The sequence below is a fragment of the Pseudoflavonifractor sp. An85 genome, assembly GCF_002161235.1.
Taxonomy (GTDB): domain Bacteria; phylum Bacillota; class Clostridia; order Oscillospirales; family Oscillospiraceae; genus Enterenecus.
The window spans coordinates 27,097-53,690 of sequence record NZ_NFHE01000004.1; the positions used below are offsets into that span (position 1 = coordinate 27,097).

At 59.9% G+C, this 26,594-nt stretch carries 25 protein-coding genes and 1 riboswitch; of the genes, 19 read left to right on the forward strand and 6 right to left on the reverse strand.

Going from position 1 to position 26,594, the window contains the following annotated elements:
• The first annotated feature begins 61 nt into the window (after positions 1-61).
• The 12 genes from argC to B5G37_RS03215 all read left to right on the forward strand — a co-directional run bounded on the left by argC (position 62) and on the right by B5G37_RS03215 (position 12,209).
• A complete protein-coding gene (gene argC / locus B5G37_RS03160; RefSeq protein ID WP_204217844.1) occupies positions 62-982 on the forward strand; it encodes an N-acetyl-gamma-glutamyl-phosphate reductase in 921 nt (306 codons plus the stop codon).
• Between the two features lie 18 nt (positions 983-1,000).
• Positions 1,001-1,390, forward strand: coding sequence for a 30S ribosome-binding factor RbfA (gene rbfA, locus B5G37_RS03165; protein ID WP_087253779.1), 390 nt, complete (start codon positions 1,001-1,003; stop codon positions 1,388-1,390).
• Between the two features lie 4 nt (positions 1,391-1,394).
• Positions 1,395-2,345, forward strand: coding sequence for a DHH family phosphoesterase (locus tag B5G37_RS03170; RefSeq protein ID WP_087253781.1), 951 nt, complete (start codon positions 1,395-1,397; stop codon positions 2,343-2,345).
• 16 nt (positions 2,346-2,361) lie between these two features.
• A complete protein-coding gene (gene truB, locus B5G37_RS03175; protein ID WP_087253784.1) occupies positions 2,362-3,234 on the forward strand; it encodes a tRNA pseudouridine(55) synthase TruB in 873 nt (290 codons plus the stop codon).
• A gap of 17 nt (positions 3,235-3,251) precedes the next feature.
• On the forward strand, positions 3,252-4,163 hold the full coding sequence (locus B5G37_RS03180; RefSeq protein WP_087253787.1) for a bifunctional riboflavin kinase/FAD synthetase: 912 nt from the start codon (positions 3,252-3,254) through the stop codon (positions 4,161-4,163).
• Complete coding sequence (locus B5G37_RS03185; RefSeq protein WP_087253789.1) at positions 4,160-4,882, forward strand: DUF554 domain-containing protein; 723 nt, start codon at positions 4,160-4,162, stop codon at positions 4,880-4,882. The genes B5G37_RS03180 and B5G37_RS03185 overlap by 4 nt, the downstream gene beginning before the upstream one ends.
• 353 nt (positions 4,883-5,235) lie before the next feature.
• The gene (locus B5G37_RS03190; RefSeq protein WP_087253792.1) at positions 5,236-6,012 is read left to right on the forward strand and encodes an enoyl-CoA hydratase-related protein; all 777 of its coding nucleotides are present in this window, start codon (positions 5,236-5,238) and stop codon (positions 6,010-6,012) included.
• 67 nt (positions 6,013-6,079) lie between these two features.
• On the forward strand, positions 6,080-6,931 hold the full coding sequence (locus B5G37_RS03195; protein ID WP_087231520.1) for a 3-hydroxybutyryl-CoA dehydrogenase: 852 nt from the start codon (positions 6,080-6,082) through the stop codon (positions 6,929-6,931).
• A gap of 66 nt (positions 6,932-6,997) precedes the next feature.
• Positions 6,998-8,161, forward strand: a complete 1,164-nt coding sequence (locus B5G37_RS03200; protein ID WP_087253795.1) for an acyl-CoA dehydrogenase — start codon at positions 6,998-7,000, stop codon at positions 8,159-8,161.
• A 20-nt stretch (positions 8,162-8,181) separates the two neighbouring features.
• A complete protein-coding gene (locus tag B5G37_RS03205) occupies positions 8,182-8,985 on the forward strand; it encodes an electron transfer flavoprotein subunit beta/FixA family protein (protein ID WP_087253797.1) in 804 nt (267 codons plus the stop codon).
• 18 nt (positions 8,986-9,003) lie between these two features.
• A complete protein-coding gene (gene acrA, locus B5G37_RS03210) occupies positions 9,004-10,110 on the forward strand; it encodes an acryloyl-CoA reductase electron transfer subunit beta (RefSeq protein WP_087253799.1) in 1,107 nt (368 codons plus the stop codon).
• Between the two features lie 295 nt (positions 10,111-10,405).
• Positions 10,406-10,495, forward strand: a riboswitch (ZMP/ZTP riboswitch).
• A 49-nt stretch (positions 10,496-10,544) separates the two neighbouring features.
• Positions 10,545-12,209, forward strand: a complete 1,665-nt coding sequence (locus B5G37_RS03215; protein ID WP_204217846.1) for a formate--tetrahydrofolate ligase — start codon at positions 10,545-10,547, stop codon at positions 12,207-12,209.
• A gap of 101 nt (positions 12,210-12,310) precedes the next feature.
• Here B5G37_RS03215 and B5G37_RS03220 read toward each other — a convergent pair whose 3' ends face one another.
• Positions 12,311-12,484 (reverse strand): 4Fe-4S binding protein, encoded by a 174-nt coding sequence (locus tag B5G37_RS03220; RefSeq protein ID WP_087253804.1) that lies wholly within the window; start codon positions 12,482-12,484, stop codon positions 12,311-12,313.
• A 167-nt stretch (positions 12,485-12,651) separates the two neighbouring features.
• Here B5G37_RS03220 and B5G37_RS03225 point away from each other — a divergent pair, with 167 nt between their 5' ends.
• The 7 genes from B5G37_RS03225 (at position 12,652) to argF (ending at position 21,881) form a co-directional block, all read left to right on the forward strand.
• Positions 12,652-14,730 (forward strand): ATP-dependent Clp protease ATP-binding subunit, encoded by a 2,079-nt coding sequence (locus B5G37_RS03225; RefSeq protein ID WP_242962739.1) that lies wholly within the window; start codon positions 12,652-12,654, stop codon positions 14,728-14,730.
• A gap of 217 nt (positions 14,731-14,947) precedes the next feature.
• Complete coding sequence (locus B5G37_RS03230; RefSeq protein WP_087253809.1) at positions 14,948-16,165, forward strand: argininosuccinate synthase; 1,218 nt, start codon at positions 14,948-14,950, stop codon at positions 16,163-16,165.
• A gap of 75 nt (positions 16,166-16,240) precedes the next feature.
• Positions 16,241-17,623, forward strand: a complete 1,383-nt coding sequence (gene argH / locus B5G37_RS03235; RefSeq protein WP_087253813.1) for an argininosuccinate lyase — start codon at positions 16,241-16,243, stop codon at positions 17,621-17,623.
• A 12-nt stretch (positions 17,624-17,635) separates the two neighbouring features.
• A complete protein-coding gene (gene argJ, locus B5G37_RS03240; RefSeq protein WP_087253816.1) occupies positions 17,636-18,871 on the forward strand; it encodes a bifunctional glutamate N-acetyltransferase/amino-acid acetyltransferase ArgJ in 1,236 nt (411 codons plus the stop codon).
• A 19-nt stretch (positions 18,872-18,890) separates the two neighbouring features.
• The gene (gene argB, locus B5G37_RS03245; RefSeq protein ID WP_087253818.1) at positions 18,891-19,748 is read left to right on the forward strand and encodes an acetylglutamate kinase; all 858 of its coding nucleotides are present in this window, start codon (positions 18,891-18,893) and stop codon (positions 19,746-19,748) included.
• Positions 19,749-19,758: 10 nt separating this feature from the next.
• Positions 19,759-20,940 carry an acetylornithine/succinylornithine family transaminase gene (locus tag B5G37_RS03250; RefSeq protein ID WP_087253820.1) on the forward strand — a complete coding sequence of 394 codons (1,182 nt, stop codon included), beginning with the start codon at positions 19,759-19,761 and terminating at the stop codon, positions 20,938-20,940.
• A gap of 29 nt (positions 20,941-20,969) precedes the next feature.
• Complete coding sequence (gene argF, locus B5G37_RS03255) at positions 20,970-21,881, forward strand: ornithine carbamoyltransferase (protein WP_087253824.1); 912 nt, start codon at positions 20,970-20,972, stop codon at positions 21,879-21,881.
• 83 nt (positions 21,882-21,964) lie between these two features.
• On the opposite strand, the gene B5G37_RS03260 is transcribed toward argF, so the two are convergent.
• From B5G37_RS03260 to B5G37_RS03280, 5 genes are all read right to left on the reverse strand, one after another.
• Positions 21,965-22,216 (reverse strand): IreB family regulatory phosphoprotein, encoded by a 252-nt coding sequence (locus B5G37_RS03260; protein WP_087253827.1) that lies wholly within the window; start codon positions 22,214-22,216, stop codon positions 21,965-21,967.
• A gap of 332 nt (positions 22,217-22,548) precedes the next feature.
• The gene (locus B5G37_RS03265) at positions 22,549-23,925 is read right to left on the reverse strand and encodes an SH3 domain-containing protein (protein ID WP_087253830.1); all 1,377 of its coding nucleotides are present in this window, start codon (positions 23,923-23,925) and stop codon (positions 22,549-22,551) included.
• Positions 23,926-23,950: 25 nt separating this feature from the next.
• Entirely contained in the window at positions 23,951-24,241 is a 291-nt protein-coding gene (locus tag B5G37_RS03270) for a hypothetical protein (protein ID WP_087253833.1), read from the reverse strand.
• A gap of 141 nt (positions 24,242-24,382) precedes the next feature.
• Entirely contained in the window at positions 24,383-24,661 is a 279-nt protein-coding gene (locus B5G37_RS03275) for a DUF1294 domain-containing protein (RefSeq protein WP_087253836.1), read from the reverse strand.
• The gene (locus tag B5G37_RS03280; RefSeq protein WP_087253839.1) at positions 24,654-26,252 is read right to left on the reverse strand and encodes an ATP-binding cassette domain-containing protein; all 1,599 of its coding nucleotides are present in this window, start codon (positions 26,250-26,252) and stop codon (positions 24,654-24,656) included. Before B5G37_RS03280 ends, B5G37_RS03275 begins: the two co-directional genes overlap by 8 nt.
• Positions 26,253-26,594: the final 342 nt, after the last annotated feature.

The window sequence follows — 26,594 nt, forward strand, 5'->3', positions numbered from 1 at the left end:
TGGGGGCGGGCGGCAACTCGCCTGCCCCCATCTTCTATATCTCACAACTGGAAGTGGTATTATGAAGCCCAAAGTATACATTGACGGCAAACAGGGCACCACCGGCCTGCAAATTTACGACCGGCTGGCCCAGCGGGATGACATTGAGCTGCTGCTCATTGACGAGGACAAGCGCAAGGACGTGGACGAGCGGAAGAAGCTCCTCAACGCCGCCGACCTGGTGTTTTTGTGTCTGCCCGACCAGGCGGCCCGTGAGGCTGTGGCGTTGGTGGACAACCCCAACACCCGCATCATTGATGCCTCCACCGCCCACCGCACCAACCCCGACTGGGACTATGGCTTTGCCGAGCTGTCGGAGAATCACCGCAACAACATTGTGATTTCCAAGCGGGTGGCCAACCCTGGCTGCCACGCCAGCGGCTTCATCGCCTCGGTGTACCCCCTGGTACAGCATGGGGTGATTCCCGCCCACTTCCCCCTGACCTGCTGCTCCCTCACCGGCTACTCCGGGGGCGGCAAGAGCATGATTGCCGAATATGAGGCGGAGGATCGGGATTCCTGCCACGACAGCTGCCGCATCTATGGCCTGACCTTGCAGCATAAGCACCTGCCCGAAATGCAAAAGATATGTGGGCTGGACCGGGCCCCCGTCTTTGCCCCCGTGGTGGGAGACTACCCCCAGGGCATGGCCACCACGGTGATGCTGCCCTGGGTGGATGCCAAGTTGGCCTATGAGGCTCTGTGTGAGCACTACGCCGGACAGACCCTGGTGAGCGTGGCCCCTCTGGGCGGGGAGGAGCCCATGATCTACTCCAACGCCCTCTCCGGCAAGGACACCCTGCGTCTGGTGGTGTACGGCCACCAGGGGCAGACCGCCGTCACCGCCGTTTTTGACAACCTGGGCAAGGGTGCGTCTGGGGCTGCGGTACAAAATATGAATCTGATGCTGGGCTTTGACGAAACGCGAGGCCTGAGCCTGTAACCAAAGGAGGAAACCAATATGGCAAGCAATCGCCTGGGACGCATCAACGAGGAGATCCAGCGGGAGCTCTCCGCTCTCATCCCCACGGTGAAGGATCCCCGCGTGACGGGGCTTATCTCCGTGACCCGGGTGGAGACCACCCCCGACCTCCACTTTGCAAAAATTTATGTGTCCATTCTGGATAAAACCGAGGCCGACAGTGTGATCAAGGGCCTGAAGTCCGCCGGTGGCTACCTGCGCCGGGAGCTGAGCCGTGCCTTGAACCTGCGCCACACCCCCGAGCTCATCTTCGAGCGGGATGACTCCATCGACCACGGCGCCCACATCCTGGAGATGCTGCGCAATCCCGAGGTGGTCAAGCCCGCCAACCCCGCCAACGCCCACATCGTGTTGGACGAGGAGGACTGAGGCTATGACCCACCAGGAAGCGGCTCAATTTCTCCGAGAGCACGACAACTATCTTATTTTGACCCACAAGCGCCCCGACGGGGACACCATCGGCTGCGGCGTGGGCCTGTGCAATCTACTGCGCACCATGGGCAAGACCGCTTGGCTGCTGCCCAGCCTGGACGCCACTGCCATGTTCCAGGAGTATCTGGAGGGGGTGCAGGCCCCCGAAGGGTATACCCCCGACACCGTGGTGAGTGTGGACGTGGCCACCTTGGGGCTCATGCCCCCCAACGCCCAGCCTTACCTGGAGCGCATTGACCTGGCCATCGACCATCACCCCTCCCAGGAGTTCTTTGCTAAGAACACCTGCCTGGAGGCGGACAAGGCCGCCTGTGGCGAAATCCTGTGGGAGATCGCTCAGGACCTGGGGGTCATGAATGAGGCCATTGCCACCCCCCTGTATGTGGCGGTGTCCACCGATACCGGGTGCTTTGTCTATGCCAACACCACCCCCCACACCCATCGGGTGGCGGCGGGGTTGATGGAGCAGGGCATCAACTTCCAGCGCCTGAACAAAAAGCACTTTCGAACCAAGTCTGTGGCCCGCATGCGCCTGGAGAGCCTGTTGCTCCAGGGCCTGTACCTGTGCCATGACAACACCGTGGCCGTGGCTACCCTGTCCTTGGACGTGATGGAGAAAGCGGGAGCCACCAACGACGACACCGAGGACATCGCCGCCTTTGTGGGTCAGCTGGAGGGCCTGCTCCACTCCGCCACCATCCGAGAGTTGAAGCCGGGAGAGTGCAAGATCTCCATGCGCACCAATGCCAACTACCTGGACGCCAGCGCCGTGTGTGCCCACCTGGGCGGCGGCGGACACAAGGCTGCCGCCGGCTGCACCGTGATGGGCAGCGTGGACCAGGCCAAGGCCGCCATCTTGCAGGCCATCGACCAGGAACTCAAACGCAAGTAACCGGGAGGAAATCAGGATGCCCAACGGAATTATCATCATCGACAAGCCCCAGGACTGGACATCCATGGACGTGTGCGCCAAGCTGCGGGGAGTGCTGGGGGAGCGGCGAATTGGACACGCCGGAACCCTGGACCCCATGGCCACTGGCGTGCTCCCGGTATTTGTGGGCCGGGCCACCCGGGCGGTAGAGTTTGCTGAGCGGGGAGACAAGGAGTATGTGGCAGGGTTGAAGCTGGGGATGGTCACCGACACCCAGGACACCAGCGGCAACACCTTGGAAGAGCACCCCGTGGCGGTGACGGAGGAGCAGGTGAAAGCGGTGATGCCCCAGTTCACTGGCGATATCCTCCAGGTGCCTCCCATGTATTCCGCCATTAAGATCAATGGTAAGAAGCTCTATGAGCTGGCCCGGAAAGGGAGAGAGGTGGAGCGGCCGGCCCGACCGGTGACCATCCACGCCCTTACCCTGGAGGGGCAGATTGCCCCCGACGAGTACACCATCCGGGTGAAATGCTCCAAGGGCACCTACGTGCGCACCCTGTGCCACGACATTGGGGCGGCTTTGGGCTGCGGCGGGTGCATGAGCTCTCTGCGCCGCACCATGGCCTGCGGCTTTGACCTGAGTGAGGCCCATCCCCTGGCCGAGGTGCTGGCCAGTGACAACCCCGGGGCGCTGCTGCGGCCCACGGATACCCTCTTTGCTACCCACCCCGCCCTGACCCTGGGCAAGCGGGGGGCGGACCGGGTGCGTCACGGCGCTCAGGTACATCAGCCGGAGGCGGAGGACGGCACCTACCGCATCTACGGCCCCGAAGAGGAATTTTTGGCCCTGGGCCGGGTGGAGCAGGGCAAGCTCCACATCGTCAAAAGTTTTTTTGATCCCACTTGAACGGAGAGAGAACCATCATGGCAGAGAAACAACGAGTCATTGCCCTGGGCTTTTTTGACGGGGTACATCTGGGCCACGGGGCACTGCTACGCCGCGCCCGGGAAGTGGCGGACCAGACGGGGGCTTTGGCCTGCGCCGTCACCTTTGACCACCACCCCCGGGACCTGACCCGGGGCGAGCCCACCCCCCTCATCAACACCCATCAGGAGCGGGCTACCATCATGGAGCGGTACTACGGCATAGACGAAGTGCTGGTGCTCCCCTTTGACCGCTCCATGATGCAAATGCCCTGGCGGGAGTTTGCCACCCACATCCTGTCTGAGCAGATGGGAGCTATCCATGTGGTGGCGGGCCATGACTACCACTTTGGGTACAAGGGCGAGGGTAATGTGGACCGGCTGCGGGAAATCTGCGCCGAGATGGGCATCGGCTGTTCCATCATCCCGGCGGTGGAGCTGGAGGGGATTACCGTCTCCTCCACCTACATCCGCCAGCTCATCGCCTACGGGGAGATGGAGCGGGCCTGCCGGTATCTGGGCCACCCCCATCTCATGACAGGTACGGTGGTTCACGGCAAGCAGCTGGGCCGCACTCTGGGCACTCCCACCGCCAACCTGGTGCTCCCCTCCAACATTCTGGTGCCTGCCTTTGGGGTGTACGCCACCCGGGTACGGGTGGCAGGAGGAACCTATCTGGCAGTGACCAATGTGGGGGTGCGCCCCACGGTGGACGACTCCCGCCAGGTCACCGTGGAGCCGTGGATTCTGGATTTCGAGGGGGATCTGTACGGCCAGTATATGGAGGTGGAGTTCTACACCCGCCTGCGAGGGGAGAAGAAGTTTGACGGACTGGATGCCCTACGGCGTGAAATTCTCCGCAATGCAGACCAGACCCGGGACTACTTCGCCCAGAGAGAGGCGCAAGTATGATTGCCACGGTGGTCAATGTCATCCTGGTGCTGGTGGGTTCGGCCCTGGGCCTGCTATTGAAGCGGCTCATCAGCCAGAGGATGATCGCGGTGCTCACCCAGGCCCTGGGTTTGTGCGTGGCGGGGGTGGGCATCAGCAGCCTCATTGGCACCCAAAACATGCTGTGCGTCATTGTGTGTATGGTGGTGGGTACCGTCATCGGGCAGGGCATCGACATCGAGGCCCGGTTGGAGCGGGGCGGGGAGTGGCTGCGGCAGCGGGCCGACCGGGGCAACCCCAACAGCCGCTTCACCGAGTCCTTTGTCAGCGCGGCTCTGCTCTTCTGCGTGGGAGCCATGGCCATCACCGGCTCCATTGAGGCGGGGCTGAACCAAAACTATGACATTCTCATCTCCAAGGGCGTCATCGACGGCGTGTCCGCCATCTCCTTTGCCGCCACCATGGGGATTGGAGTGGCCTTCTCCGTCATCCCCCTGTTTCTCTACCAGGGCCTCGTGACTTTGCTGGCCGGGTGGGTGGGACCCTATCTGCCCCAAGAGGTGATTGTGGAGATGTCGGCGGTGGGAGGCGCCCTCATTGTGGGTATCGCCATCAATATGCTGGGGCTGGGCAAGGAGAAAATCAAAGTGGGGAACATGTTGCCGGCCATGTTTTTGCCCCTGATTTATCTTCCAGTCTCCCAATGGGTGGGGGAAATCCTCCAAAATCTCCAACTATAAGGAGGAAATGGCGAGATTTCTTGCACGATGCAAAAAACGTTGGTAACCTAGTACACTAGGATACCAATGTTTTTTCTTTTTCCTAGACAAAATATACAAAAGGGTGTGAAAAACAGGGGGAGGAATGTACATATCTTTTGGGTAAATTTCCTTGCAAATGGAAGGGGAACGCAGTATACTTGAAACCAGGAAACGATGTTCCGGATTTTTTTGCGGCAAATTTGTTAAAAAAATAACGACAAATGAGCCGCAGACCTTTTTGGATGAAGTGTTAAAATTGTAACGAAATGTGATACTTTGGATGAAAAAAAGGGGAACTGGATGCAAATTTTGATTGCGAGGAGGCAATCCACATGTCATTTGTGAAGTTTGAAAAGCAGGGCAGCGTGGCCGTTCTGACCATCGACCGTCCCGAGGCCCTCAACGCTCTGAACTCCCAGGTTCTGTGCGACCTGGATGCCGCCATCTCCCAGGTGGAGGCCGACGACGAGGTTCGTGTTGTGGTGCTCACCGGCGCTGGCCGTTCCTTCGTGGCTGGTGCTGACATCGGCGAGATGGTGAACTTCTCCGCCATCGACGGCAAGAAGTTCGGCGTTCACGGCGGCTCTATCTTCCTGCGTCTGGAGAATCTGTCCAAGCCCGTCATCGCTGCCATCAACGGTTTTGCTCTGGGCGGCGGCTGCGAGCTGGCTATGGCCTGCGACATTCGTATTGCCTCTGAGAAGGCCAAGTTCGGTCAGCCCGAGGTGGGCCTGGGCATCACCCCTGGTTTCGGCGGCACCCAGCGTCTGCCCCGCATCGTGGGCATTTCCAAGGCCATGGAGCTGATCCTCACCGCCAAGGTCATCGGCGCTGCCGAGGCCAAGGAGATCGGCCTGGTGTCCCAGGTGTACGCTCCCGAGGAGCTGATGGACAAGGCTCTGGAGCTGGCCAACGCCATCTGCGCCAACGCTCCCATCGCTGTGGCTGAGTCCAAGCGCTGCATCCGCATGGGCATGCAGACCGACATCGCCACCGGTTCCGCCTTTGAGGCTGAGGCCTTCGGCGTGACCTGCGGCACTCAGGACAAGAACGAGGGCATGGGCGCCTTCCTGGCCAAGCGTGCTGAGAAGAACTTCCAGAACAAGTAAGTAATTTCCCTTATCATACATTAAGACTAGTATTAAGACTGGTCATTCCAGTGAGGAGGAACTTATCATGAAGAAAGTTGTAGTCATCGGTGGCGGCACCATGGGTCTGGATATTGCCCAGGTCTTCGCTCGCAAGGGTTTTGACGTGGTCGTCCGCGACATCAAGGACGAGATCATCCAGGCTTCCGAGGCCCGTCTGAACAAGGGTCTGGACAAGCTGGTTGCCAAGGGCAAGATGGACGAGGCTGGCAAGCAGGCCATCCTGGACAAGATGTCCTTCACCACCGACCTGAACGCTGCTGCTGATGCCGACCTGGTGGTTGAGGCTGCCATCGAGAACCTGGAGATCAAGAAGTCCATCTTCGCTGAGCTGGACGCCATCTGCAAGCCCGAGACCATTCTGGCTTCCAACACCTCTTCCATCTCCATCACCGCCATCGCTGCCGCTACCAAGCGTCCCGACCGCTTCATCGGCATGCACTTCTTCAACCCCGCCACCGTCATGAAGCTGGTGGAAGTTATCCGCGGCGCCAACACCTCCGACGAGACCTACAAGGCCATCTATGACCTGTCCGTGGAGATCGGCAAGGAGCCTGTGGAGGTCAACGAGGCCCCCGGTTTCGTGGTCAACAAGATCCTGATCCCCATGATCAACGAGGCCTGCGACCTGCTGTACACCGGCGTTGCCACCGCTGAGGGCATCGACACCGCCATGAAGCTGGGCGCCAACCATCCCATGGGCCCCCTGGCTCTGGGCGACCTGGTTGGTCTGGATGTGTGTCTGGCCATCATGGACACCCTGTACAACGAGACCCACGATCCCAAGTACCGCGCCTCCCTGCTGATGCGCAAGATGGTGCGCGCTGGCCACCTGGGCCGCAAGACCGGCAAGGGCTTCTTTGACTACACCAAGAAATAATTTGCTCCCATCCGGGGGGCGGCAATGCCACCCCCCGGTCTCATACTGATAAGGAGGAAACATTCCATGGATTTCAAACTGTCCAAAGAACAAGAAATGATGCGCAAGCTGTTCCGTGAGTTTGCCGAGAACGAGGTCAAGCCTCTGGCTGCCATGGTGGACGAGGAGGAGATGTTCCCCGAGAACACCGTCAAGAAGATGGCTGAGCTGGGCATGATGGGCATCTACTTCCCCAAGAAGTACGGCGGCGCTGGTGCCGACGTGGTGTCCTACGCCATGGCCGTGGAGGAGCTGTCCAAGGTGTGCGGCACCACTGGTGTTATCGTGTCCGCTCACACCAGCCTGTGCTGCGCTCCCATCTACGAGAACGGCACCGAGGAGCAGAAGATGAAGTATCTGCCCAAGCTGTGCTCCGGCGAGTGGCTGGGCGCCTTCGGTCTGACCGAGCCCGGCGCTGGTACCGACGCTCAGGGTCAGCAGACCACCGCTGTGCTGGATGAGTCCGGTGAGAACTGGATCATCAACGGCTCCAAGATCTTCATCACCAACGCTGGCTTCGCCAACGTGTTCGTGATCTTCGCCGTCACCGGCACCGTGCTGGACAAGCGCGGCCGCAAGAGCAAGGAGATCTCCGCTTTCATCGTGGAGCGCACCGATCCCGGCTTCAAGGTCGGTAAGCACGAGAAGAAGATGGGTATCCGCGGCTCCTCCACCTGCGAGCTGATTTTCGAGGATTGCGTTATTCCCAAGGACCGTCTGCTGGGCAAGCAGGGCAAGGGCTTCGCCATTGCCATGAAGACCCTGGACGGTGGCCGTATCGGCATCGCTGCTCAGGCTCTGGGTCTGGGCGAGGGCGCCGTGGAAGAGGCCATTGCCTACACCAAGGAGCGCGTGCAGTTTGGCCGCCGCATTTCCCAGTTCCAGAACACCCAGTTCCAGCTGGCTGAGATGCACACCAAGATGCAGGCCGCTCAGTTCCTGGTCTACTCCGCCGCTGCCAAGAAGCAGGCCGGTGAGAAGTACACCATGGACGCTGCCATGGCCAAGCTCTTCGCTGCTGAGGCTGCCAGCGACGTGACCCGTCGTGCCGTTCAGCTGTTCGGTGGCTACGGCTACACCCGTGATTACCCCGTGGAGCGCATGATGCGTGACGCCAAGATCACCGAGATCTACGAGGGTACATCCGAGGTCCAGCGCATGGTCATCGCTGCCAACCTGGGTATTAAGTAATTGAGGAGGAAGTGCGCATTATGAAAATCATTGTCTGTGTCAAGCAGGTGCCCGACACCTCCGGCAAGGTTGCTGTGAAGGCTGACGGCACCATGGACCGTGCCGCTATGGCCACCATCTCCAACCCCGACGATATGAACGCTCTGGAGGCCGCTCTCCAGATCAAGGATAAGAACTCCGACACCAAGGTGGTTGTCATCTCCATGGGCCCCCCTCCCACGGAGTCCATGCTGCGTGAGTGCCTGGCTATGGGCGCTGACGAGGCTGTTCTGGTGTCCGCCCGTGAGTTCGGCGGCGCTGACACCTTCGCCACCTCCACCACTCTGACCGCTGCCATCCGCAAGATCGGCGTGGAGAAGGACGACATCGTGTTCTGCGGCCGTCAGGCCATCGACGGTGACACCGCTCAGGTCGGTCCCCAGATCGCTGAGAAGCTGGGCATTCCCCAGGTCACCTATGTCACCGGCATCGACTACACCGACGGCCAGCTCACCGTTCGCCGCGAGCTGGAGGATGGCTACATGACCATCAAGGTGCAGACTCCCTGCCTGCTGACCTGCATCAAGGAGCTGAACACTCCCCGTTACATGCGTGTGGCTGGCATCATGGATTGCTACTCCAAGCCCTACACCGTGCTGGACTTCAACGCTCTGGTGGACGATCCCATGGTGGAGCTGGAGACTGTCGGCCTGAAGGGCTCTCCCACTCAGGTGTACAAGTCCTTCTCTCCCCCCGTCAAGGGCGCTGGCACCATGCTGGAAGGTGCCGACAAGGCCACCTGCGAGCAGCTGGTGTCCATTCTGGGCGAGAAGCACATCATTTAAGGGAAGGAGCACTGAATTATGGCTTTCAATAGTAAAGACACCGCCGCCTTCAAGGGCGTGTGGGTATTCTGCGAGCAGCGCGACGGCGTCATCCTGAGCACCGGCTACCAGCTGCTCAGCGAGGGCCGCAAGCTGGCCAACGATCTGGGCGTGGAGCTGTGCGGCGTGCTGCTGGGCCACGAGGTCAACGAGACCTACGCCAAGGCTCTGGGCGGCTACGGCGCTGACCGTGTGTACATCTGCGATCACCCCCTGCTGAAGGACTACACCACCGATGCCTACACCAAGGTCATCTGCGACCTGGTGGAGGACAAGAAGCCCGAGATCTTCCTCATCGGCGCTACCAACATCGGCCGTGACCTGGGCCCCCGTGTGGCTGCCCGTCTGAAGACCGGTCTGACTGCTGACTGCACCCACCTGGACGTGGATGTGGAGAAGTACAAGGCCTTCCTGAAGACCACCTCCACCATCGACGTGGACAACACCAAGTTCGAGGAGAACACCAACCTGAAGATGACCCGTCCCGCCTTTGGCGGCCACCTGATGGCCACCATCGTGTGCCCCGACTATCGTCCTCAGATGTCCACCGTGCGTCCCGGCGTGATGCAGACCCAGGCCTTCAACGAGGAGACCGCTGCTAAGACCGTGCTGGACAAGGTGGACGTGCAGCTGACCGAGGCTGACATCCATGTGGATCTGGTGGAGATCGTCAAGTCCGCCAAGAAGGCCGTGGACCTGATCGGTGCCGACGTGGTTGTCTCCGTGGGCCGTGGTATCAGCGCCGACCCCAAGCGTGGTCTGGAGATCGCTGAGGAGCTGGCCAACGTCCTGGGCGGCGTGGTTGGCGCTTCCCGTGCCGTGGTGGACGACGGCTACATCGGTGTGGACCACCAGGTTGGTCAGACCGGTAAGACCGTTCACCCCAAGATCTATGTGGCCCTGGGCATTTCCGGCGCCATTCAGCACGTGTCCGGCATGCAGGACGCTGAGTGCATCATCGCCGTGAACAAGAACGAGAATGCCCCCATCTTTGACGTGGCTACCTACGGCATCACCGGCGACCTGTTCAAGGTCGGCCCCATGCTGGCTGAGGCCATTGCCAAGTACAAGGCTGAGAAGGCCTAAGCAATGTAATGCAACATGGGTCCCCATCCGGGGACCCATGTTTTTTGCCATTTGACAGCAAGAAATTTCCAAATCCATGGATTTTGACACTGTTCCATGCGCTTTAGTATAGTAGAAAACTACCACTTGCAGTTCTGGGTAATATTGGAGAAAACCTGAAACCCCTTGCATACCAACGGGTTGAGACTGTGGAAAACTTTGTGGAAGTTGTGGATAACTCTCTGTAATGTCCCGGTAAAGCCAAAGAGAAGCGGGGGAAAACCCTTGACGGTTTGGGGCAGGGCATGGTAAGATAAACCTGCTGTATGACTGACGGAAGTGGAGTGACCACATGGAGTACAGCCGGCGTTTGTGCGCCGTATTGCCGACCGTCTGGGCGCACGAGAAATCAGTGCGCCCTTTTTGTTTTTGTGGCGCAGGAAGGAGCATGGAAGATGAAAACAGACATTCAAATTGCCCAGGAGGCAAAGATGCTTCCCATTGGTCAGGTGGCGGCTATGGCCGGTATCGACGAGAATTTGCTGGAGTATTACGGCAAGGTCAAGGCCAAGATTGACATCACCCCTCTGCGGGAGACACCCCGGAAGGGCAAGCTGATCCTGGTCACCGCCATCAACCCCACCCCCGCCGGAGAGGGAAAGACCACCACTTCCGTGGGTCTGGCCGATGCCCTGCGCCGCATGGATCGCAACGTGATGCTCTGCCTGCGTGAGCCCTCCCTGGGCCCTGTGTTCGGGGTGAAGGGTGGCGCTGCTGGCGGCGGCTACGCCCAGGTGGTGCCCATGGAAGACATCAACCTCCACTTCACCGGCGACTTCCACGCCATTGGTGCGGCCAACAACCTGCTGGCCGCCATGCTGGACAACCACATTCAGCAGGGCAACGCGCTGGGTATTGATGTGAAGAAGATCACCTGGCGTCGCTGCGTGGACATGAACGACCGCCAGCTGCGCAACATTGTGGACGGCCTGGGTGGCCGGATGCAAGGCGTACCCCGGGAGGACGGCTTCGACATCACCGTGGCCAGTGAGATCATGGCCGTGCTGTGTCTGGCCACCGGTCTGTCCGACTTGAAGGAGCGGCTGGGCCGCATGATCGTGGGTTACACCTACGACGACAAGCCCGTCACCGCTGCCGACCTGAAGGCCCAGGGCGCCATGGCTGCTCTGCTCAAGGATGCCATCAAGCCCAACCTGGTGCAGACCCTGGAGCACACCCCAGCCCTGGTCCACGGCGGCCCCTTCGCCAACATTGCCCACGGCTGCAACTCCGTCTCCGCCACCGACACCGCTTTGAAGCTGGCCGACTACGTGGTCACTGAGGCGGGCTTCGGCGCCGATCTGGGTGCTGAGAAGTTCTTGGATATCAAGTGCCGGGCCGCTGGGCTCACTCCCGACGCTGTGGTCATTGTGGCCACCGTCAAAGCCCTGAAGTACAACGGCGGCGTGCCCAAGACCGAACTGGGCGCGGAGAATCTGGAGGCCCTGGAGCGGGGCCTGCCCAACCTGCTCAAGCACGTGGAGAACATCACCCAGGTATTCGGCCTGCCCGCTGTGGTGGCCATCAACCGCTTTGCCAACGACACCGAGGCGGAACTGGACCTCATTCGCACCCGCTGCCAGGAGCTGGGGGTCAACGTGGCCCTGTCCGAGGTGTGGGGCAAGGGCGGCGAGGGCGGCCTGGAGCTGGCCCAGGAAGTACTGCGCCTGTGCGACCAGCCCAAGGCCTTCCACTACGCCTACGACCTGGACATGCCTTTGAAGGACAAAATCCAGGCCATTGTGGAGAAGGTATACGGGGGCGCCGGGGTGCACTACACCACCGCTGCTGCCAAGGAACTGGCACGTCTGGAGGCCATGGGCTTGGACAAGCTGCCCGTGTGCATGGCCAAGACCCAGTACTCCCTGTCCGACGACGCCACCCAGCTGGGACGGCCCGAGGGCTTTACCATCACCGTGTCCAAGGTGAAGGTGTCCGCCGGCGCTGGCTTCGTGGTGGTGCAGACCGGCGACATCATGACCATGCCCGGTCTGCCCAAGGTGCCCGCCGCCGAGAAGATCGACGTGGACGAAAATGGCGTGATCACCGGCCTGTTCTAAGAAAAATTATGGGAGGCCACCCCACTGGGGTGGCCTCCCATCACGGATAAAAAAGAAAGCCGCACAGCCTTCAGACTGTGCGGCCTTTTTTGCAGACTAAATTAGTCAGCGGGAGCAATGGCGCCCACGGGGCAAACGCCAGCGCAGGAGCCGCAGTCGATGCAGCTGCCAGCGTCGATCTGCATGTGATCGTCGCCCATGGAGATAGCGCCCACGGGGCAGGTGGACTCACAAGCGCCGCAGGACACGCAGGTATCGTTGATTGCATGTGCCATGTAAAATACACCTCCATCTTTAGAGTTAGAACCACTCTCATTGTAGCATAACTCTCCGAAAATGCAATAAGGAATTTTAAGAAATGGGCATGGAGAAAAATCCCGGCTGTGGGGGTATAAACCAGGCCAAAACAACCCATGATTGGAGGGACGACAGGAGGGATTCCATGGAAGACAGTAAGGAATGGAAGGATTGTCCTGCAACGGGCAAAAAAAGCGGACTGCCCCGGGATTCAGCCGGGTGGGGCGGAGAGATTCAGGCCACCCGGTCAGAGCGGGCCAGGGTGCGGGATGGGGGAGAGACCAAACTCACCGACCGCTATTCCCGGGATCTCACCCGCATGGCGGCCCTGGGACACTTGGATCCCCTCATTGGCCGAGACGAAGAAGTGGGCCGAGTGGTGCAAATCCTATCCCGGCGCACCAAAAATAACCCCGCCCTGGTGGGTGAGCCGGGGGTGGGCAAAACCGCCGTGGCGGAAGGGTTGGCCATGCGCATGGCCAGCGGTCAGGTGCCGCCTCCCTTGCAGGGAAAACGGCTGTTGTCTTTGGACCTGGTGTCCATGGTGGCGGGGACCAAGTACCGAGGGGAATTTGAGGACCGGGTCAACCAGATTGTGGCGGAAGTGCGCCGTGCAGGCAACGTCATTTTGTTTTTGGACGAGCTGCACAACATTGTGGGAGCGGGCTCCGCGGAAGGGGCCATTGATGCGGCCAACATTCTAAAGCCCGCTCTGGGCCGGGGGGAAATTCAGGTGGTGGGAGCTACTACCCTGGAGGAGTACCGCAAATATATTGAAAAGGACTCCGCCCTGGAGCGCCGCTTTCAGCCGGTGCGGGTAGCTGAGCCCACCCCCCAGCAGACCTTGGATATTTTAAAGGGGATTCGCCCCCGATATGAGGCCCACCACGGTATTGTCATCACCGACGAAGCCCTCCAGGCGGCGGTGGAGCTGTCCCGGCGGTATTTGCCCGACCGGTTTTTACCCGACAAGGCCATTGACCTCATGGACGAGGGGGCGGCCAAGCTGCGCATGCAGGGGGAGGTGCCCCACGCACTGCGGGGCCTGATGAACCGGGTGGAACAGGCGGCGCGAGAGCGCCGAGCAGCGGCGGCAGAGCAAAACTATGAGCGGGCGGCCATGCTCCGAGACGCGGAGTGGGATTTTCGGTGTGAATTGGAGAAAAAGCTGGCCCGCAAACAGCTCCCCTCCCATCAGAAGCTGGAGGCGGGGCACATGGCCGCCGTGGTGGCCCAGTGGACGGGTATTCCCGTGGAGACGGTGACCCGGGGAGAGGCCCAGCGGCTGCTGGAGCTGGAGGAGGAGCTGAAACGCCGGGTGGTGGGTCAGGACCAGGCGGTGGCAGCGGTGTCCGCCGCCATTCGCCGCTCCCGGGTGGGGCTGAAAGAGCCCAACCGCCCGGTGGGGGTGTTCCTCTTTCTGGGTCCCACGGGGGTGGGGAAAACCGAGCTGTGCCGAGCCCTGGCCGCCGCCCTCTTTGGCAGTGAGGAGGCCATCATCCGCTTTGACATGTCGGAATATATGGAAAAGCACTCGGTGTCCCGGCTGGTGGGGGCCCCTCCCGGTTACGTGGGCCACGAGGAAGGGGGACAGCTCACCGAACGGGTGCGCCGCCGCCCCTGGTCGGTGGTGCTCTTTGACGAGTTGGAAAAGGCCCACACCGACTTGCACAACATTCTCCTCCAGGTGATGGAGGATGGAGTGCTCACCGACGGCCTGGGCCGAAAGGCCGACTTTCGCAACACCGTGGTGGTGATGACCTCCAACATAGGGGCGCGCCACATGGTCAGCCGCACGCCCCCCATGGGTTTTGCCGGGGGAGATGCGGAGGATTTCCGCACTGGGGCGGTGATGGAGGAACTGAAACGGCAGTTTCCTCCGGAGTTTCTCAACCGGCTGGACGAGGTGGTGTTTTTCCACCGCCTGGACCAACCTCACCTGGAGCGCATTGCCGGACGGCTTCTGGGGGGTCTGGAGGGCCGTCTGGCCGCTCTGGGGGTGGGGTTGAAGGCAGACGAGAAGGCGGTGTCCCTGTTGGCCACCCCCACCAAGGACCAGGAGCGGGATCAGGGGGCACGTCCCATCCGTCGCTCGGTGCGTCGGAGGGTGGAGGAGCCAGCCGCCCAAATGCTCCTGTCTCAGGATCTACAGAAGGGGGATGTGCTGTGCCTGGGGGTGGAGGAGGAGAAGCTGGTGCTCCACCGGGAGAAAAAACAAGTTTGAGCTATGGGGAGGACGCCTGCAAATGTGGGCGTCCTCCCTATGCATACATGAATGAATATTCATTATAACATGAATAAACCCTGGATATTGTGGAATATTACCCATAAATTTTTGGGTGAGACTGAATAGTTATGCAAAATAGGGGGTTGCATTCTGGAAGAAGAGAGCGTATACTGGACTTCACTAAGACAGAGAAACGCATTGGAGGAATGCAACCATGGCAGAAGTGAAAAAAGTAGTGCTGGCCTATTCCGGCGGCTTGGATACATCCATCATCATCCCCTGGCTGAAGGAGAACTACGGCAACCCTGAGATCATCGCCGTGTCCGGCGATGTGGGCCAGGGTACCGAGCTGGACGGCCTGGAGGAGAAGGCCATCAAGACCGGCGCTTCCAAGCTGTATGTGGAGGACCTCACCGACGAGATGGTGGACGACGTGATCATCCCCTCCATGATGATGGGGGCCAAGTATGAGGACTACCTGCTGGGCACCGCCTTCGCCCGTCCCATCATCGCCAAGCGTCTGGTGGAGATCGCCAAGGCCGAGGGCGCCGACGCCATCTGCCACGGCTGTACCGGCAAGGGCAACGATCAGGTGCGTTTTGAGCTGGCCATCAAGCGTTTCGCTCCTGAGATGACCATCATCGCCCCCTGGCGTGAGTGGGACATCAAGGGCAGAGAAGAGGAGATTGCCTACGCCGAAGCTCACAACGTGCCCTTGAAGATCAGCCGGGAGACCAACTACTCCAAGGACAAGAACCTGTGGCACCTGTCCCACGAGGGCCTGGACCTGGAGGACCCCGCCAACGAGCCTCAGTACGATAAGCCCGGCTTCCTGGAAATGGGCGTGTCCCCCGCCATGGCTCCCGACCAGGCTACTTATGTGACCATCGACTTTGAGAAGGGCTGGCCCGTGGCCGTGGACGGCGAGAAGATGAAGGCCAGCGACATCATCCGCAAGCTCAACGACCTGGGCGGCGCCAACGGCATTGGTCTGCTGGACATTGTGGAGAACCGTCTGGTGGGCATGAAGGACCGCGGCGTGTACGAGACTCCCGGCGGCACCATCCTCTACCGGGCCCACGAGGTGCTGGAGATGATCACCATCGACAAGGACACCAAGCACATGAAGCAGAAGCTGTCCATTGACTTTGCAGACCTCATCTACAACGGCAAGTGGTTTACTCCTCTGCGGGAGGCGCTCCAGGCTTTCGCCGTGAAGACCCAGGAGTACGTCACCGGCACCGTGAAGCTGAAGCTGTACAAGGGCAACATCATCACCTCTTCCGTCACCTCCCCCTGTTCTCTCTACTCTGAGAACCTGGTGACCTTTGAGGAGAGCGACTACAACCAGGACGATGCCACCGGATTTATCAACCTCTGGGGCCTGCCTGATACCGTGCAGGCTCTGCGGGAGCAAGGCAAATTGAAATAAGTTCTACCCACGCAGGGGCGGCGAAAGGCCGCCCCTGCGCTTGGACTATCTTTTTATAAAAGGCAGTGATTGCATATGAAATTATGGGCAGGCCGGTTCCAAAAGGAAACGGATACACAGGTCAACGATTTTAACTCCTCCATCACCTTTGACGCCCGCCTCTATGAGCAGGATATCCGGGGCTCCATTGCCCACGCCACCATGCTGGGCAAACAGGGCATCATTGAGGAGCACGAGGCGGAGAAAATCGTGGAAGGTCTGAAAGCCATTTTGGAGGACATCGAGGAGGAGAAGGTGGAGTTCTCTCTGGACAACGAGGACATCCACATGAACATCGAGGCCCTTCTCACCCAGCGTATCGGTCAGACGGGCAAGCGTCTGCACACCGGGCGCAGCCGTAACGACCAGGTGGCCACCGACTTCCGCCTCTATGTGAAGGAGCAGATTCCCACCATCATTGACATGATTGTGGATCTGCAGAAGGTACTCATCCAAAAGGCCAAGGCCAATTTACATACCGTTATGCCCGGCTACACCCACTTGCAGCGGGCCCAACCCACCACCTTTGGCCACTACATGATGGCCTACGCCAACATGCTGCGCCGGGACGTGACCCGTCTGGAGGACTGCCTGGAGCGCATGGACGAGTGCCCCTTGGGCGCCGGCGCTTTGGCCACTTCTACCTATCCTGTGGACCGGTTCCAGACAGCTGCCGCCCTGGGCTTTGCCAAGCCCTGTGACAACTCCATGGACGCCGTGTCCGACCGGGACTACGCCATTGAACTGCTGTCCGCTCTGTCCATTTTGATGATGCACCTGTCCCGGTTCTCCGAGGAGATCATCCTGTGGTGCTCCTGGGAGTTTAAGTTCGTGGACCTGGACGACGCCTATTCCACCGGCTCCTCCATCATGCCCCAGAAGAAAAACCCCGACGTGGCCGAGTTGGTGCGTGGTAAGACGGGCCGGGTGTACGGCTCCCTCATCACCCTGCTCACTGTCATGAAGGGCCTACCCCTGGCCTACAACAAGGACATGCAGGAGGACAAAGAGCCGGTGTTTGACGCCATCGACACCGTGGAGCTGTGCGTGCCTGTGTTTGCCGCCATGCTGGACACCCTGTCCGTGCGGCCCAAGAACATGGCACGTGCGGCCTCCGGCGGCTTCATCAACGCCACCGACTGCGCCGACTACCTGGTGAAAAAGGGCATGCCCTTCCGGGAGGCCTACATGATCGTGGGTCGTCTGGTGAACATCTGCATCAAGTCCGGGGAGAGCCTGGACACCCTGCCTTTGAAGGACTTCCGGGCCATCTGCTCCCTGTTTGACGAGGATGTGTACGAAGCCCTCCAGCTGAAAACCTGTGTCAACGGCCGCACCGTGTACGGTGGCCCCTCCGAGCAGTCGGTGAAGGAACAGATCGAGGCCATGGAGAAGTTTGTGGCCCAGCGCAGCAAATAAAGGAGAATGGATATGAAAACGATTTCCGGCGGTGTCACCGCCCCCAAAGGATTCCGTGCCGCAGGGGTATACTGCGGCGTCAAGGCCAGCCACGCCGGTGTGCCCGGTACCCGTGGCAAGCCCGATCTGGCCATGATCGTGTCCGACTGCGAGTGCACCGCTGCCGCCACCTACACCCTCAACCGGGTGAAGGCCGCTCCCCTGTATGTGACCATGGGGCACCTGGAGGACGGAGTGTGCCGGGGCATTGTGGCCAACAGCGGCAATGCCAACGCCTGTGCCCCTCTCAGCCACGAAAACGCCGAGAAGATGTGTGAGCTGGCCGCTCAGGCCACTGGACTTCAGGCCGAGGACTTTGTGGTGGCCTCCACCGGCGTCATTGGCCAGACCCTGAACATTGCCGCCATTGAAAAGGGGATGCCCCAGGTGGCCGGGGAGCTGTCCTATGAGGGCTCGGACGCCGCCGCCCACGCCATTATGACCACCGATACGGTGAAAAAGGAGATCGCCCTCACTGTTACCATTGGCGGAAAGCCCGTGACCATCGGGGCCATCGCCAAGGGCTCCGGCATGATTCACCCCAACATGGGCACCATGCTGTGCTTCATCACCACCGACTGCGCCATCACCTCGGAGATGCTGGCCGATGCCCTCCATGACATCGTGCCCCGCACCTTCAACCGGGTCACCGTGGACGGGGACACCTCCACCAACGACATGTGCGTGGTGCTGGCCAACGGCATGGCAGGCAACCCCCAGATCGAGTGGAAGGATGACGACTTCACCGTGTTCTACAAGGCTCTGCACCAGGTGTGCGAGACCATGGCCCGTTCCATTGCCGCTGACGGCGAGGGCGCCAGCCGCCTCATTACCTGCACCGTGACTGGAGCACGCAGTGAGGAGACCGCCGAGCGTTTGGCCAAGGCGGTGGTGGGTTCCTCTCTGGTGAAGGCCGCTATGTTTGGCGCGGACGCCAACTGGGGCCGTGTGCTGTGCGCCATGGGCTACTCCAAGGCCCCCTTCCGCCCCGAGTATGTGGACGTGACCTTCTCCTCCATCCAGGGGGACATCCTGGTGTGCCAGCATGGCGCCGGGGTGGACTTTGACGAGGACCTGGCCAAGAAGATTTTGAGCCAGGACGAGGTGGTCATCGGGGTGAACCTCCACGAGGGGGACGACCAGGCCACCTGCTGGGGCTGCGATCTGACCTATGAGTATGTAAAAATCAACGGAGACTATCGCTCCTAAGAAATCGAAGGTGCTGAACATGGCTTATTCACTGGCAGACCGGGCCCAAGTGCTGGCGGAGGCTCTGCCTTACATTCAGAAATACAGCGGAAAGACCATTGTGGTCAAGTACGGCGGCAACGCGATGATCTCCCAGGAGCTGCGCTGTGCCGTCATTTCCGACATCATCCTCCTGTCCCTGGTGGGCATCCACGTGGTGGTGGTCCACGGGGGCGGCCCGGAGATCAACCAGATGCTGAAACGTCTGGGCAAAGAGGGCAAGTTTGTGGACGGTCTGCGCTACACCGACGAAGAGACCATGGACGTGGTGCAGCAGGTGCTGTGCGGCAAGGTGAACAAGGACCTGGTGGCCACCCTCAACCGCATGGGTGGCCAGGCTCTGGGCTTGTGCGGCATGGACGCCGACCTGTTCCAGGCCGTGCAGCTGGACGAAAAATACGGCCTGGTGGGGGAGATCACCCACGTCAACCCCAAGGTGATACAGGACGCTCTGTCCATGGGGTACATCCCCGTGGTGTCCACCGTGGCCCTGGGCACCGATGCCGACACCTCCTACAACATCAACGCCGATACCGCTGCGGCCAAGCTGGCGGTGGCCCTGGGGGCGGAGAAGCTGGTGCTGCTCACCGACGTGCGTGGCCTGTTGCGGGACCCCAAGGACGAGAGCACCCTCATCCACTCGGTGCCCGTGTCCGAGATTCCCGGCCTCATCAAGGACGGCATCATCAGCGGCGGCATGATCCCCAAAATCGACTGCTCGGTGGAGGCGGTGCGCTCTGGGGTGCACTCCACCGTCATTCTGGACGGGCGGATTCCCCATTCCATTTTGATCGAATTGCTCTCCGACGACGGAGCGGGCACCATGCTGGTGCGATAAGGAGGAACCTATGAATACGCAACAACTGATGGATTTGGACCATCAATATCTGATTCAGACCTATGGCCGCAACCCCATTGCCCTGGATCACGGCCTGGGCGCTACCATGTACGACCTGGAGGGAAAGGAGTACATCGACTTCGCCTCTGGCATCGGCGTTCTGTCTCTGGGCACTGCCCACCCCAAGTGGCTGGCAGCGGTGACCATGCAGGCGGCCAAGCTGGGCCACGCCTCCAACTTGTACTACACCCAGCCCTACGCCCAGTTGGCGGAAAAGCTGTGCACCCGGTCCGGCATGTCCGCGGCCTTCTTTGGCAACTCGGGTGCTGAGGCCAACGAGGGGCTAATCAAGCTGGCCCGTAAATATTCCTTTGACAAGTACGGCAAGGGGAGAGGCACCGTCATTACCCTCAACCGCTCCTTCCACGGCCGTACCATCACCACTCTGGCCGCCAACGGCCAGGAGGTATTCCACCAGTATTTCTTCCCCTTCACGGAAGGATTCCGCAGCGCCGACCCCACCATGGAGGCCATCCAGGAGGTGGCGGGCCACGACGTGTGCGCGGTGCTGCTGGAGCTGGTGCAGGGCGAGGGCGGCGTGCTGCCCATGGACAAGGAGTTTGTCCAGCAGCTGGCTCAGCTGTGTGAGAAGCGGGACTGGCTGCTGCTGGTGGATGAGGTGCAGACGGGCATTGGTCGCACCGGCACCCTCTTTGCCTTCCAGCAGTACGGCATTCAGCCCGACGCCTGTTCCTTTGCCAAAGGCATCGCCGGTGGCCTGCCCATGGGCGGCTTCCTGGTCAATGAAAAGTGCCGCAATATCCTGGGCCCTGGCACCCACGGCTCCACCTTCGGCGGCAACCCGGTGAGCGCTGCCGCCGGCTGCGCCGTGCTGGAGGTGCTGGACGACGAGACCATAGCCCAGGCCAAGGAGAAGGGCGCCTACATCCGCCAGACCATTGAGGACATGAACCTGCCCTGCCTGGGTAAGACCCGCGGTCTGGGCCTGATGATTGGCATTGATGTGGCAGAAGGGTACAGCAACAAAGAGCTGTGTGCCAAGCTCAACGTGGGAGGTCTGCTGACCCTCACCGCCGGGACAGGTCTTCGGTTCCTGCCCCCTCTGACCATCACCCGGGAGGAGATGGACAAGGGCCTGAGCGTGTTCCGGGACGTGCTGTCTCGGGTGTAAGAAAACAAGTTCCCAGGGAGGTTCGAAGAATGAAAAAGGATTTACTCAAGCTGTTGGATTTGAGCGGGGAGGACATCAAGGAAATTCTGGACACCGCGGACCAGATGAAGTACAGCCAGAAGCATGGCATTCCCCACGATGCGCTGCGGGGCAAGACCCTGGCCATGATTTTTGAGAAGAACTCCACCCGCACCCGTGTCTCCTTTGAGGTGGGCATGTATCAGCTGGGTGGCCACGCCCTGTTCCTCTCCGGCAAGGAGAGCCAGATTGGCCGTGGGGAGCCCATCGAGGACACTGCCCGGGTGCTCTCCCGCTACTGCGACGGCATCATGATTCGAACCTATTCCCAGGATGAGGTGGAGACCCTGGCCAAGTGCGCCTCCATCCCCGTCATCAACGGCCTCACCGACTTTGCCCACCCCTGCCAGGTGCTGGCCGACCTGATGACCATCCGGGAGAAGATGACCCGGCTGGAGGGGCTGAAAATGGCCTTCATCGGGGACGGCAACAACATGGCAAACTCCCTCATCGTGGGCGGCCTGAAGTGCGGCATGGATGTGTCTGTGGCCTGCCCCCAGGGGTATGATCCTGATCCCCAGGTGCTGGACTTCGCTGCCTCGGTGGAAGGGCCCAAGTTCCAGCTGTGCCGCAAGCCGGAGGACGCGGTGGTGGACGCCGACGTGGTCATCACTGACGTGTGGGCTTCCATGGGCCAGGAGGAGGAGCGCGCCGAGCGCGCCAAGGCCTTTGCCGGGTACTGCATTGACGACAAGCTCTTGTCTCTGGCTAAGCCCGGGTGTATGGTGCAGCACTGCCTGCCCGCCCACCGGGGGGAGGAGATCACCGCTGAGGTGTTCGAGGCCCACGCCGACGAGATCTTCGAGGAGGCGGAGAACCGGCTCCACGCCCAGAAGGCGGTTATGTACTTACTGATGAAGTGAAATTGGCTCCCCTGACCCAGGGGAGCCAAACAAAGAAGCCGATGCAGACCAAGTGTCTGCATCGGCTTTGGTTTGTTCTAGGATCAGAGATCCAGGTAATCTTTGAGCATGTTCTGCAACAGCTCATCCCGATCCAGCTTGCGGATGAGGGAGCGGGCGTTGTTGTGGTTGGTGATGTAGGTGGGATCCTCGCTGAGGATGTAACCTACGATCTGGTTGATGGGATTGTAGCCCTTCTCCTGCAAAGAGGCATAGACCGAGCTGAGGATGGAGCGAATCTCATCATCCTTGTTCATATTGACGCTGAACTTGCGTGTATAATCCATATCATTCATTGGGAGCACCCCCGATAAAAATCTATACGTCCGATTCATCGGATGAAAGTATTGTACCCCAAATGGGACAGGATGTAAAGAGCAATCAAGAAAATTCCCGTGGCGACCCAGGAAATGGATTGCCACGGGAAATAACTTGAAAACGCTTTTTGTGTAAAAAGCCTCGCAGAGTTCCGTCGCCCGCAGGTGACGGAATGAATTGAGATTTCGTATTTTCCCAGGACATGTGCATAGGAAAATACACTTCTCAGGCCGCAAACGTGCGAGCGCAAGCGAGTGCGATGCAGCGGACTGCAACTCTCTCATGAAAATGCTCGCATTTTCGTGAAGCGTCAGCCCATGCGCTTGACCGCCACCACGTAGTTGCCGTAGTAGCTGCCGAACAGAGTGTCGGTGCGCACGGTGTTGCTGGTGGTAGAGGCGTGGAGCACGGTGTTGTCGCCAATATACATCAGCACGTGGGTGGTGGGCAGAGTGCCGCCGGAGTAGTCATACTTGGGATCAAAGAGGAACACCAAGTCACCGGGCTGCATGTCGTCCACAGAAACAAACGTGCCGCTGTTGTAGTACTGGCTGGAAGAGCCGCGGGCGATGTTGACACCCAGCTGGTTGAAGATGTAGTAGAACAGGCCGGAACAGTCAAAGCTGTTGGGGCCGGCAGCGCCGTACACATAGGGCTTGCCCAGCTGCTGCTTGGCCAGGGCCACAGCCTTCTCACCCAGAGAAGAGGTGGAAGAGCTGCCGGAGTTGTTGCTGCCACCGTTGTTGCCGCTGGTGGAGATGTACTCAGCGGAGACATAGCCCACGCCGTTTTTGTAGGAAATCTTGTACCAGCCGTTGACCTCATCCCCCAGGATGGTCACGGAGTTGCCGGTGTACAGAAGCCCCAGGCGGGAGTAGTTGGTGCCAGCGCCGGAGCGCACATTCAGCGCGTCGGCGGTGACGTAGCCAGTGGTCTTGGTCTCGGAAGAACTGCCGTTGTTGGAACCGCTGTTGGAGCTGTCCCCTCGGCTGATGTAATCGGCGCACACATAGGCGCTGCCGCTGCCGTAGGAGATCTCATACCAGCCGTTGCCGCAGTCCTTGAGGATGGACACGGAGTTGCCGTTGTACAGATAGCCCACACGGGAGTAGTTGGTGCCAGCGCCAGAGCGGACGTTGAGGCAGGCGGTGTTGACGGTGCCGGTGCCAATGGGGGTGGCGGTGGAGCTGCCGGAGCCGTTGCTGTCGGACACCTTCACCCACTCCGCGGACACATAGCCGGTGCAGCCGCCGCCGGAAACCTTATACCAACCGTTGCCGCAGTCCTCCAGAATCATCACAGAGGTGCCCTTGTACAAAAGGCCCAGGCGGTTGTACACGGTGCCAGCGCCGGAACGCACATTCAGCGCGTCGGCGGTCACGGTGCCCTTGCCCTCCACGGCTTCGCTGCCGGTCTGGCTCACGTTCAGCCAATCGGCGGACATGTAACCCACCTGATCGCCATAAGAGACCTTGTACCAGCCGTCCAGCTCTTCCAGCAGGGTGACCACGCTGTTGCGGGGAGCCAAGGTGATGATGCTGGAGTTGGTGTTGGCCTGGCTGCGCAGGCGCAGGGCGTCTGCCGTCACGGTGCCCTTGCCAATGGAAGCCAGGGCGATGCCAGTGGTCATGACCAGTGCAAGGCCGGTGATGGCGGCGACCTTGACCAGTCTTCTCTTTTCGTGCATGGGAGCAAGCCTCCTACTTTCTTATTTATTTCCCCGACAGGGCACGCATCAGCCAGATGGAGCCCATGTCGATGGCGGAGAACAGATCAGGAAGGTCCGACTTCTTCACCACGCGGTCCCGGCTCTTCAGATCGGGATCGGTGAGTTGGAGCTCCAGGTGGACCTTATCGGCAATTTCCAGATCGCCGGATTTGGTGGAGCTCATGATTTGAATCATTACAATATACTTATCCGCCATGGAGCCGTAGTAAACCAGGTTGTCCTTACGGCGCAGGGGATGTCCTTTATACATGAGTGTGTTGCTCTTGTCAGCCATGATAGCCTCCTTAGAAAATACGCAGAAGATGTATTGTAACCAATTTGTAACTATTGTAACTCTTTGTTTCCCGCTTGTCAACCATATAAATTGTCGAAAAAGGCCTTTCTGCCACTTTTTTCTGGGCAGAAAGGCCTTTTGTCAAGATCGAATCAGAACGGCCACAAAAATCGCCGCATCCAGGACAACCAGCAGGGGAACTGTCACATAAAACTTGGGTTTGCGGATTTTGTGGTGAAAGAGATGCATCCCCACAAAGCCGCCCACGGCCCCACCGGCCAGACAGGCCAGGAGGAGGGATGCCTCGGGAATCCGCCGCCGCCCCAGCTTGGCCATAAGTTTATCCCAGCCAAAGAGGAGCAGGGTGAAGGCGGAGAGCACCCCCAGCCATACCAGGGTCAGGTACACCCCATCAGTCATGGTGCAGCTGAGCCTCCAGATAGTCCTCATAGCTCATGCGCTTGTCGATGAGTTTGCCGTCGGGGGTGAAGTCGAAGATGCGGTTGGCCACGGTCTGCACCAGCTGGTGGTCGTGGGAGGACACCAGCACGTTGCACTTCACCGCCTCCAGGCCGTTGTTCAAAGCGGCGATGGACTCCAGGTCCAGGTGGTTGGTGGGCTGGTCCAGCAGCAGAACATTGGCCCCGGACAGCATCATGCGGGAGAGCATGCACCGCACCTTTTCGCCACCGGAGAGCACCTTCACAGGCTTGAAGATGTCATCCCCGGAGAAGAGCATCCGGCCCAGGAAGCCCCGAAGGTAGCTCTCGTGCTGGTCCTCGGAGAACTGGCGCATCCAGTCCAGAATGTTCAGGTCACAGTCGTTGAAGAAGGGAGAGTTGTCCTTGGGGAAGTAGGAGAAGGTGGCGGTCTGGCCCCACTTCACGGTGCCCTCGTCGGGCTCCCACTCGCCGGTGAGGATCTTGAACAGGGCGGTGTGGGCGTTTTCGTTGTCACCCACAAAGGCGATTTTGTCCCCGTGGCCCACGATGAAGGACACTTTGTCCAGCACCTTTACCCCATCCACGGTCTTGGACACGTCGGTGACAAAGAGGATGTCCTTGCCCACTTCTCGGTCAGGGGAGAAGCCCACCCAGGGATAGCGGCGGGAGGAGGCGGGCAGCTCCTGCACGGTGAGCTTGTCCAGCAGTTTGCGGCGAGCAGTGGCCTGCTTGGACTTGGACTTGTTGGCGGAGAACCGGGAGATAAACTCCTGCAATTCCTTGATCTTGTCCTCGTTGCGCTTGTTCTGCTGCTTGATGAGGTTTTGCACCAGCTGGGAGGACTCGTACCAGAAGTCGTAGTTGCCCACGTACATCTTGATCTGGTTGTAGTCGATGTCCACGATGTGGGTGCACACGGTGTTGAGGAAGTGACGGTCGTGGCTGACCACGATGACGGTGCCGTCGTAGTCCAGCAAAAAGTCGTTGAGCCACTCCACGGCGGCAATGTCCAGGTTGTTGGTGGGCTCGTCCAGCAGCAGGATGTCGGGGGCGCCGAACAGAGCCTGAGCCAGCAGCACCTTCACCTTCAGACGGGCGTCCAGGGTCTCCATGTTGTTATAGTGCAGGTCCACCCCGATGCCCAGACCCTGGAGAATGCGGCTGGCGTCGGACTCGGCCTCGTAGCCGCCCATCTCGGCGTACTCCGCCTGGAGGTCGGCAGCCCGCAGGCCGTCCTCGTCGGTGAAGTCCTCTTTCTCGTACAGGGCGTTCATCTCCCGGCCGATCTCGTACAGGGTCTGATTGCCCATGATGACGGTGTCCAGCACGGTATAGGCGTCATAGGCGTTCTGGTCCTGCTTGAGCACCGACATGCGCACCTTGGGCAGGATGGACACCGAGCCGCTGGTGGGCTCCAGCTGGCCGGAGAGAATTTTCAAAAAGGTGGATTTGCCAGCGCCGTTGGCGCCGATGATGCCGTAGCAGTTGCCCCGGGTGAACTGCAGGTCCACATGGGAGAACAGGGGGGCGCCCTGGTAGCTCAGGGACAGGTCAGAAACAGTAATCATATCGGACTCCTTCGCTTATCGTGAAAGTTTTCTAGGCATAGTGCCCTATATCATACCATAAGGCCTGGGGAAATGGTAGCACAATTTTGCAAAAACAGGGGAGAAGCCTGGAAAATCAAAAAAATATGCCCCGCAATCAAGAACAACCTTGACAGGGGACAAAAGCTATGGTATCATAAATTGCTTTTAACATATGGTCAAAAAGCAGGGGAATACTCCCCCAGGCTAAGCACAGTATAGCAGACCATACCAGGAAATGCAAGAGGAAATTTTCTGAAAGTGACAACAACCCCGGGTGTGCGCGCCTGCGCCACCTGCAAAATTCTTACGAAGTGGAGCGTG

Coding starts and splice junctions, on each gene's coding strand:
- argC (WP_204217844.1), top strand. CDS start 62: ATGAAGCCCAAAGTATACATTGACGGCAAACAGGGCACCACCGGCCTG.
- rbfA (WP_087253779.1), top strand. CDS start 1,001: ATGGCAAGCAATCGCCTGGGACGCATCAACGAGGAGATCCAGCGGGAG.
- B5G37_RS03170 (WP_087253781.1), top strand. CDS start 1,395: ATGACCCACCAGGAAGCGGCTCAATTTCTCCGAGAGCACGACAACTAT.
- truB (WP_087253784.1), top strand. CDS start 2,362: ATGCCCAACGGAATTATCATCATCGACAAGCCCCAGGACTGGACATCC.
- B5G37_RS03180 (WP_087253787.1), top strand. CDS start 3,252: ATGGCAGAGAAACAACGAGTCATTGCCCTGGGCTTTTTTGACGGGGTA.
- B5G37_RS03185 (WP_087253789.1), top strand. CDS start 4,160: ATGATTGCCACGGTGGTCAATGTCATCCTGGTGCTGGTGGGTTCGGCC.
- B5G37_RS03190 (WP_087253792.1), top strand. CDS start 5,236: ATGTCATTTGTGAAGTTTGAAAAGCAGGGCAGCGTGGCCGTTCTGACC.
- B5G37_RS03195 (WP_087231520.1), top strand. CDS start 6,080: ATGAAGAAAGTTGTAGTCATCGGTGGCGGCACCATGGGTCTGGATATT.
- B5G37_RS03200 (WP_087253795.1), top strand. CDS start 6,998: ATGGATTTCAAACTGTCCAAAGAACAAGAAATGATGCGCAAGCTGTTC.
- B5G37_RS03205 (WP_087253797.1), top strand. CDS start 8,182: ATGAAAATCATTGTCTGTGTCAAGCAGGTGCCCGACACCTCCGGCAAG.
- acrA (WP_087253799.1), top strand. CDS start 9,004: ATGGCTTTCAATAGTAAAGACACCGCCGCCTTCAAGGGCGTGTGGGTA.
- B5G37_RS03215 (WP_204217846.1), top strand. CDS start 10,545: ATGAAAACAGACATTCAAATTGCCCAGGAGGCAAAGATGCTTCCCATT.
- B5G37_RS03220 (WP_087253804.1), bottom strand. CDS start 12,484: ATGGCACATGCAATCAACGATACCTGCGTGTCCTGCGGCGCTTGTGAG.
- B5G37_RS03225 (WP_242962739.1), top strand. CDS start 12,652: ATGGAAGACAGTAAGGAATGGAAGGATTGTCCTGCAACGGGCAAAAAA.
- B5G37_RS03230 (WP_087253809.1), top strand. CDS start 14,948: ATGGCAGAAGTGAAAAAAGTAGTGCTGGCCTATTCCGGCGGCTTGGAT.
- argH (WP_087253813.1), top strand. CDS start 16,241: ATGAAATTATGGGCAGGCCGGTTCCAAAAGGAAACGGATACACAGGTC.
- argJ (WP_087253816.1), top strand. CDS start 17,636: ATGAAAACGATTTCCGGCGGTGTCACCGCCCCCAAAGGATTCCGTGCC.
- argB (WP_087253818.1), top strand. CDS start 18,891: ATGGCTTATTCACTGGCAGACCGGGCCCAAGTGCTGGCGGAGGCTCTG.
- B5G37_RS03250 (WP_087253820.1), top strand. CDS start 19,759: ATGAATACGCAACAACTGATGGATTTGGACCATCAATATCTGATTCAG.
- argF (WP_087253824.1), top strand. CDS start 20,970: ATGAAAAAGGATTTACTCAAGCTGTTGGATTTGAGCGGGGAGGACATC.
- B5G37_RS03260 (WP_087253827.1), bottom strand. CDS start 22,216: ATGAATGATATGGATTATACACGCAAGTTCAGCGTCAATATGAACAAG.
- B5G37_RS03265 (WP_087253830.1), bottom strand. CDS start 23,925: ATGCACGAAAAGAGAAGACTGGTCAAGGTCGCCGCCATCACCGGCCTT.
- B5G37_RS03270 (WP_087253833.1), bottom strand. CDS start 24,241: ATGGCTGACAAGAGCAACACACTCATGTATAAAGGACATCCCCTGCGC.
- B5G37_RS03275 (WP_087253836.1), bottom strand. CDS start 24,661: ATGACTGATGGGGTGTACCTGACCCTGGTATGGCTGGGGGTGCTCTCC.
- B5G37_RS03280 (WP_087253839.1), bottom strand. CDS start 26,252: ATGATTACTGTTTCTGACCTGTCCCTGAGCTACCAGGGCGCCCCCCTG.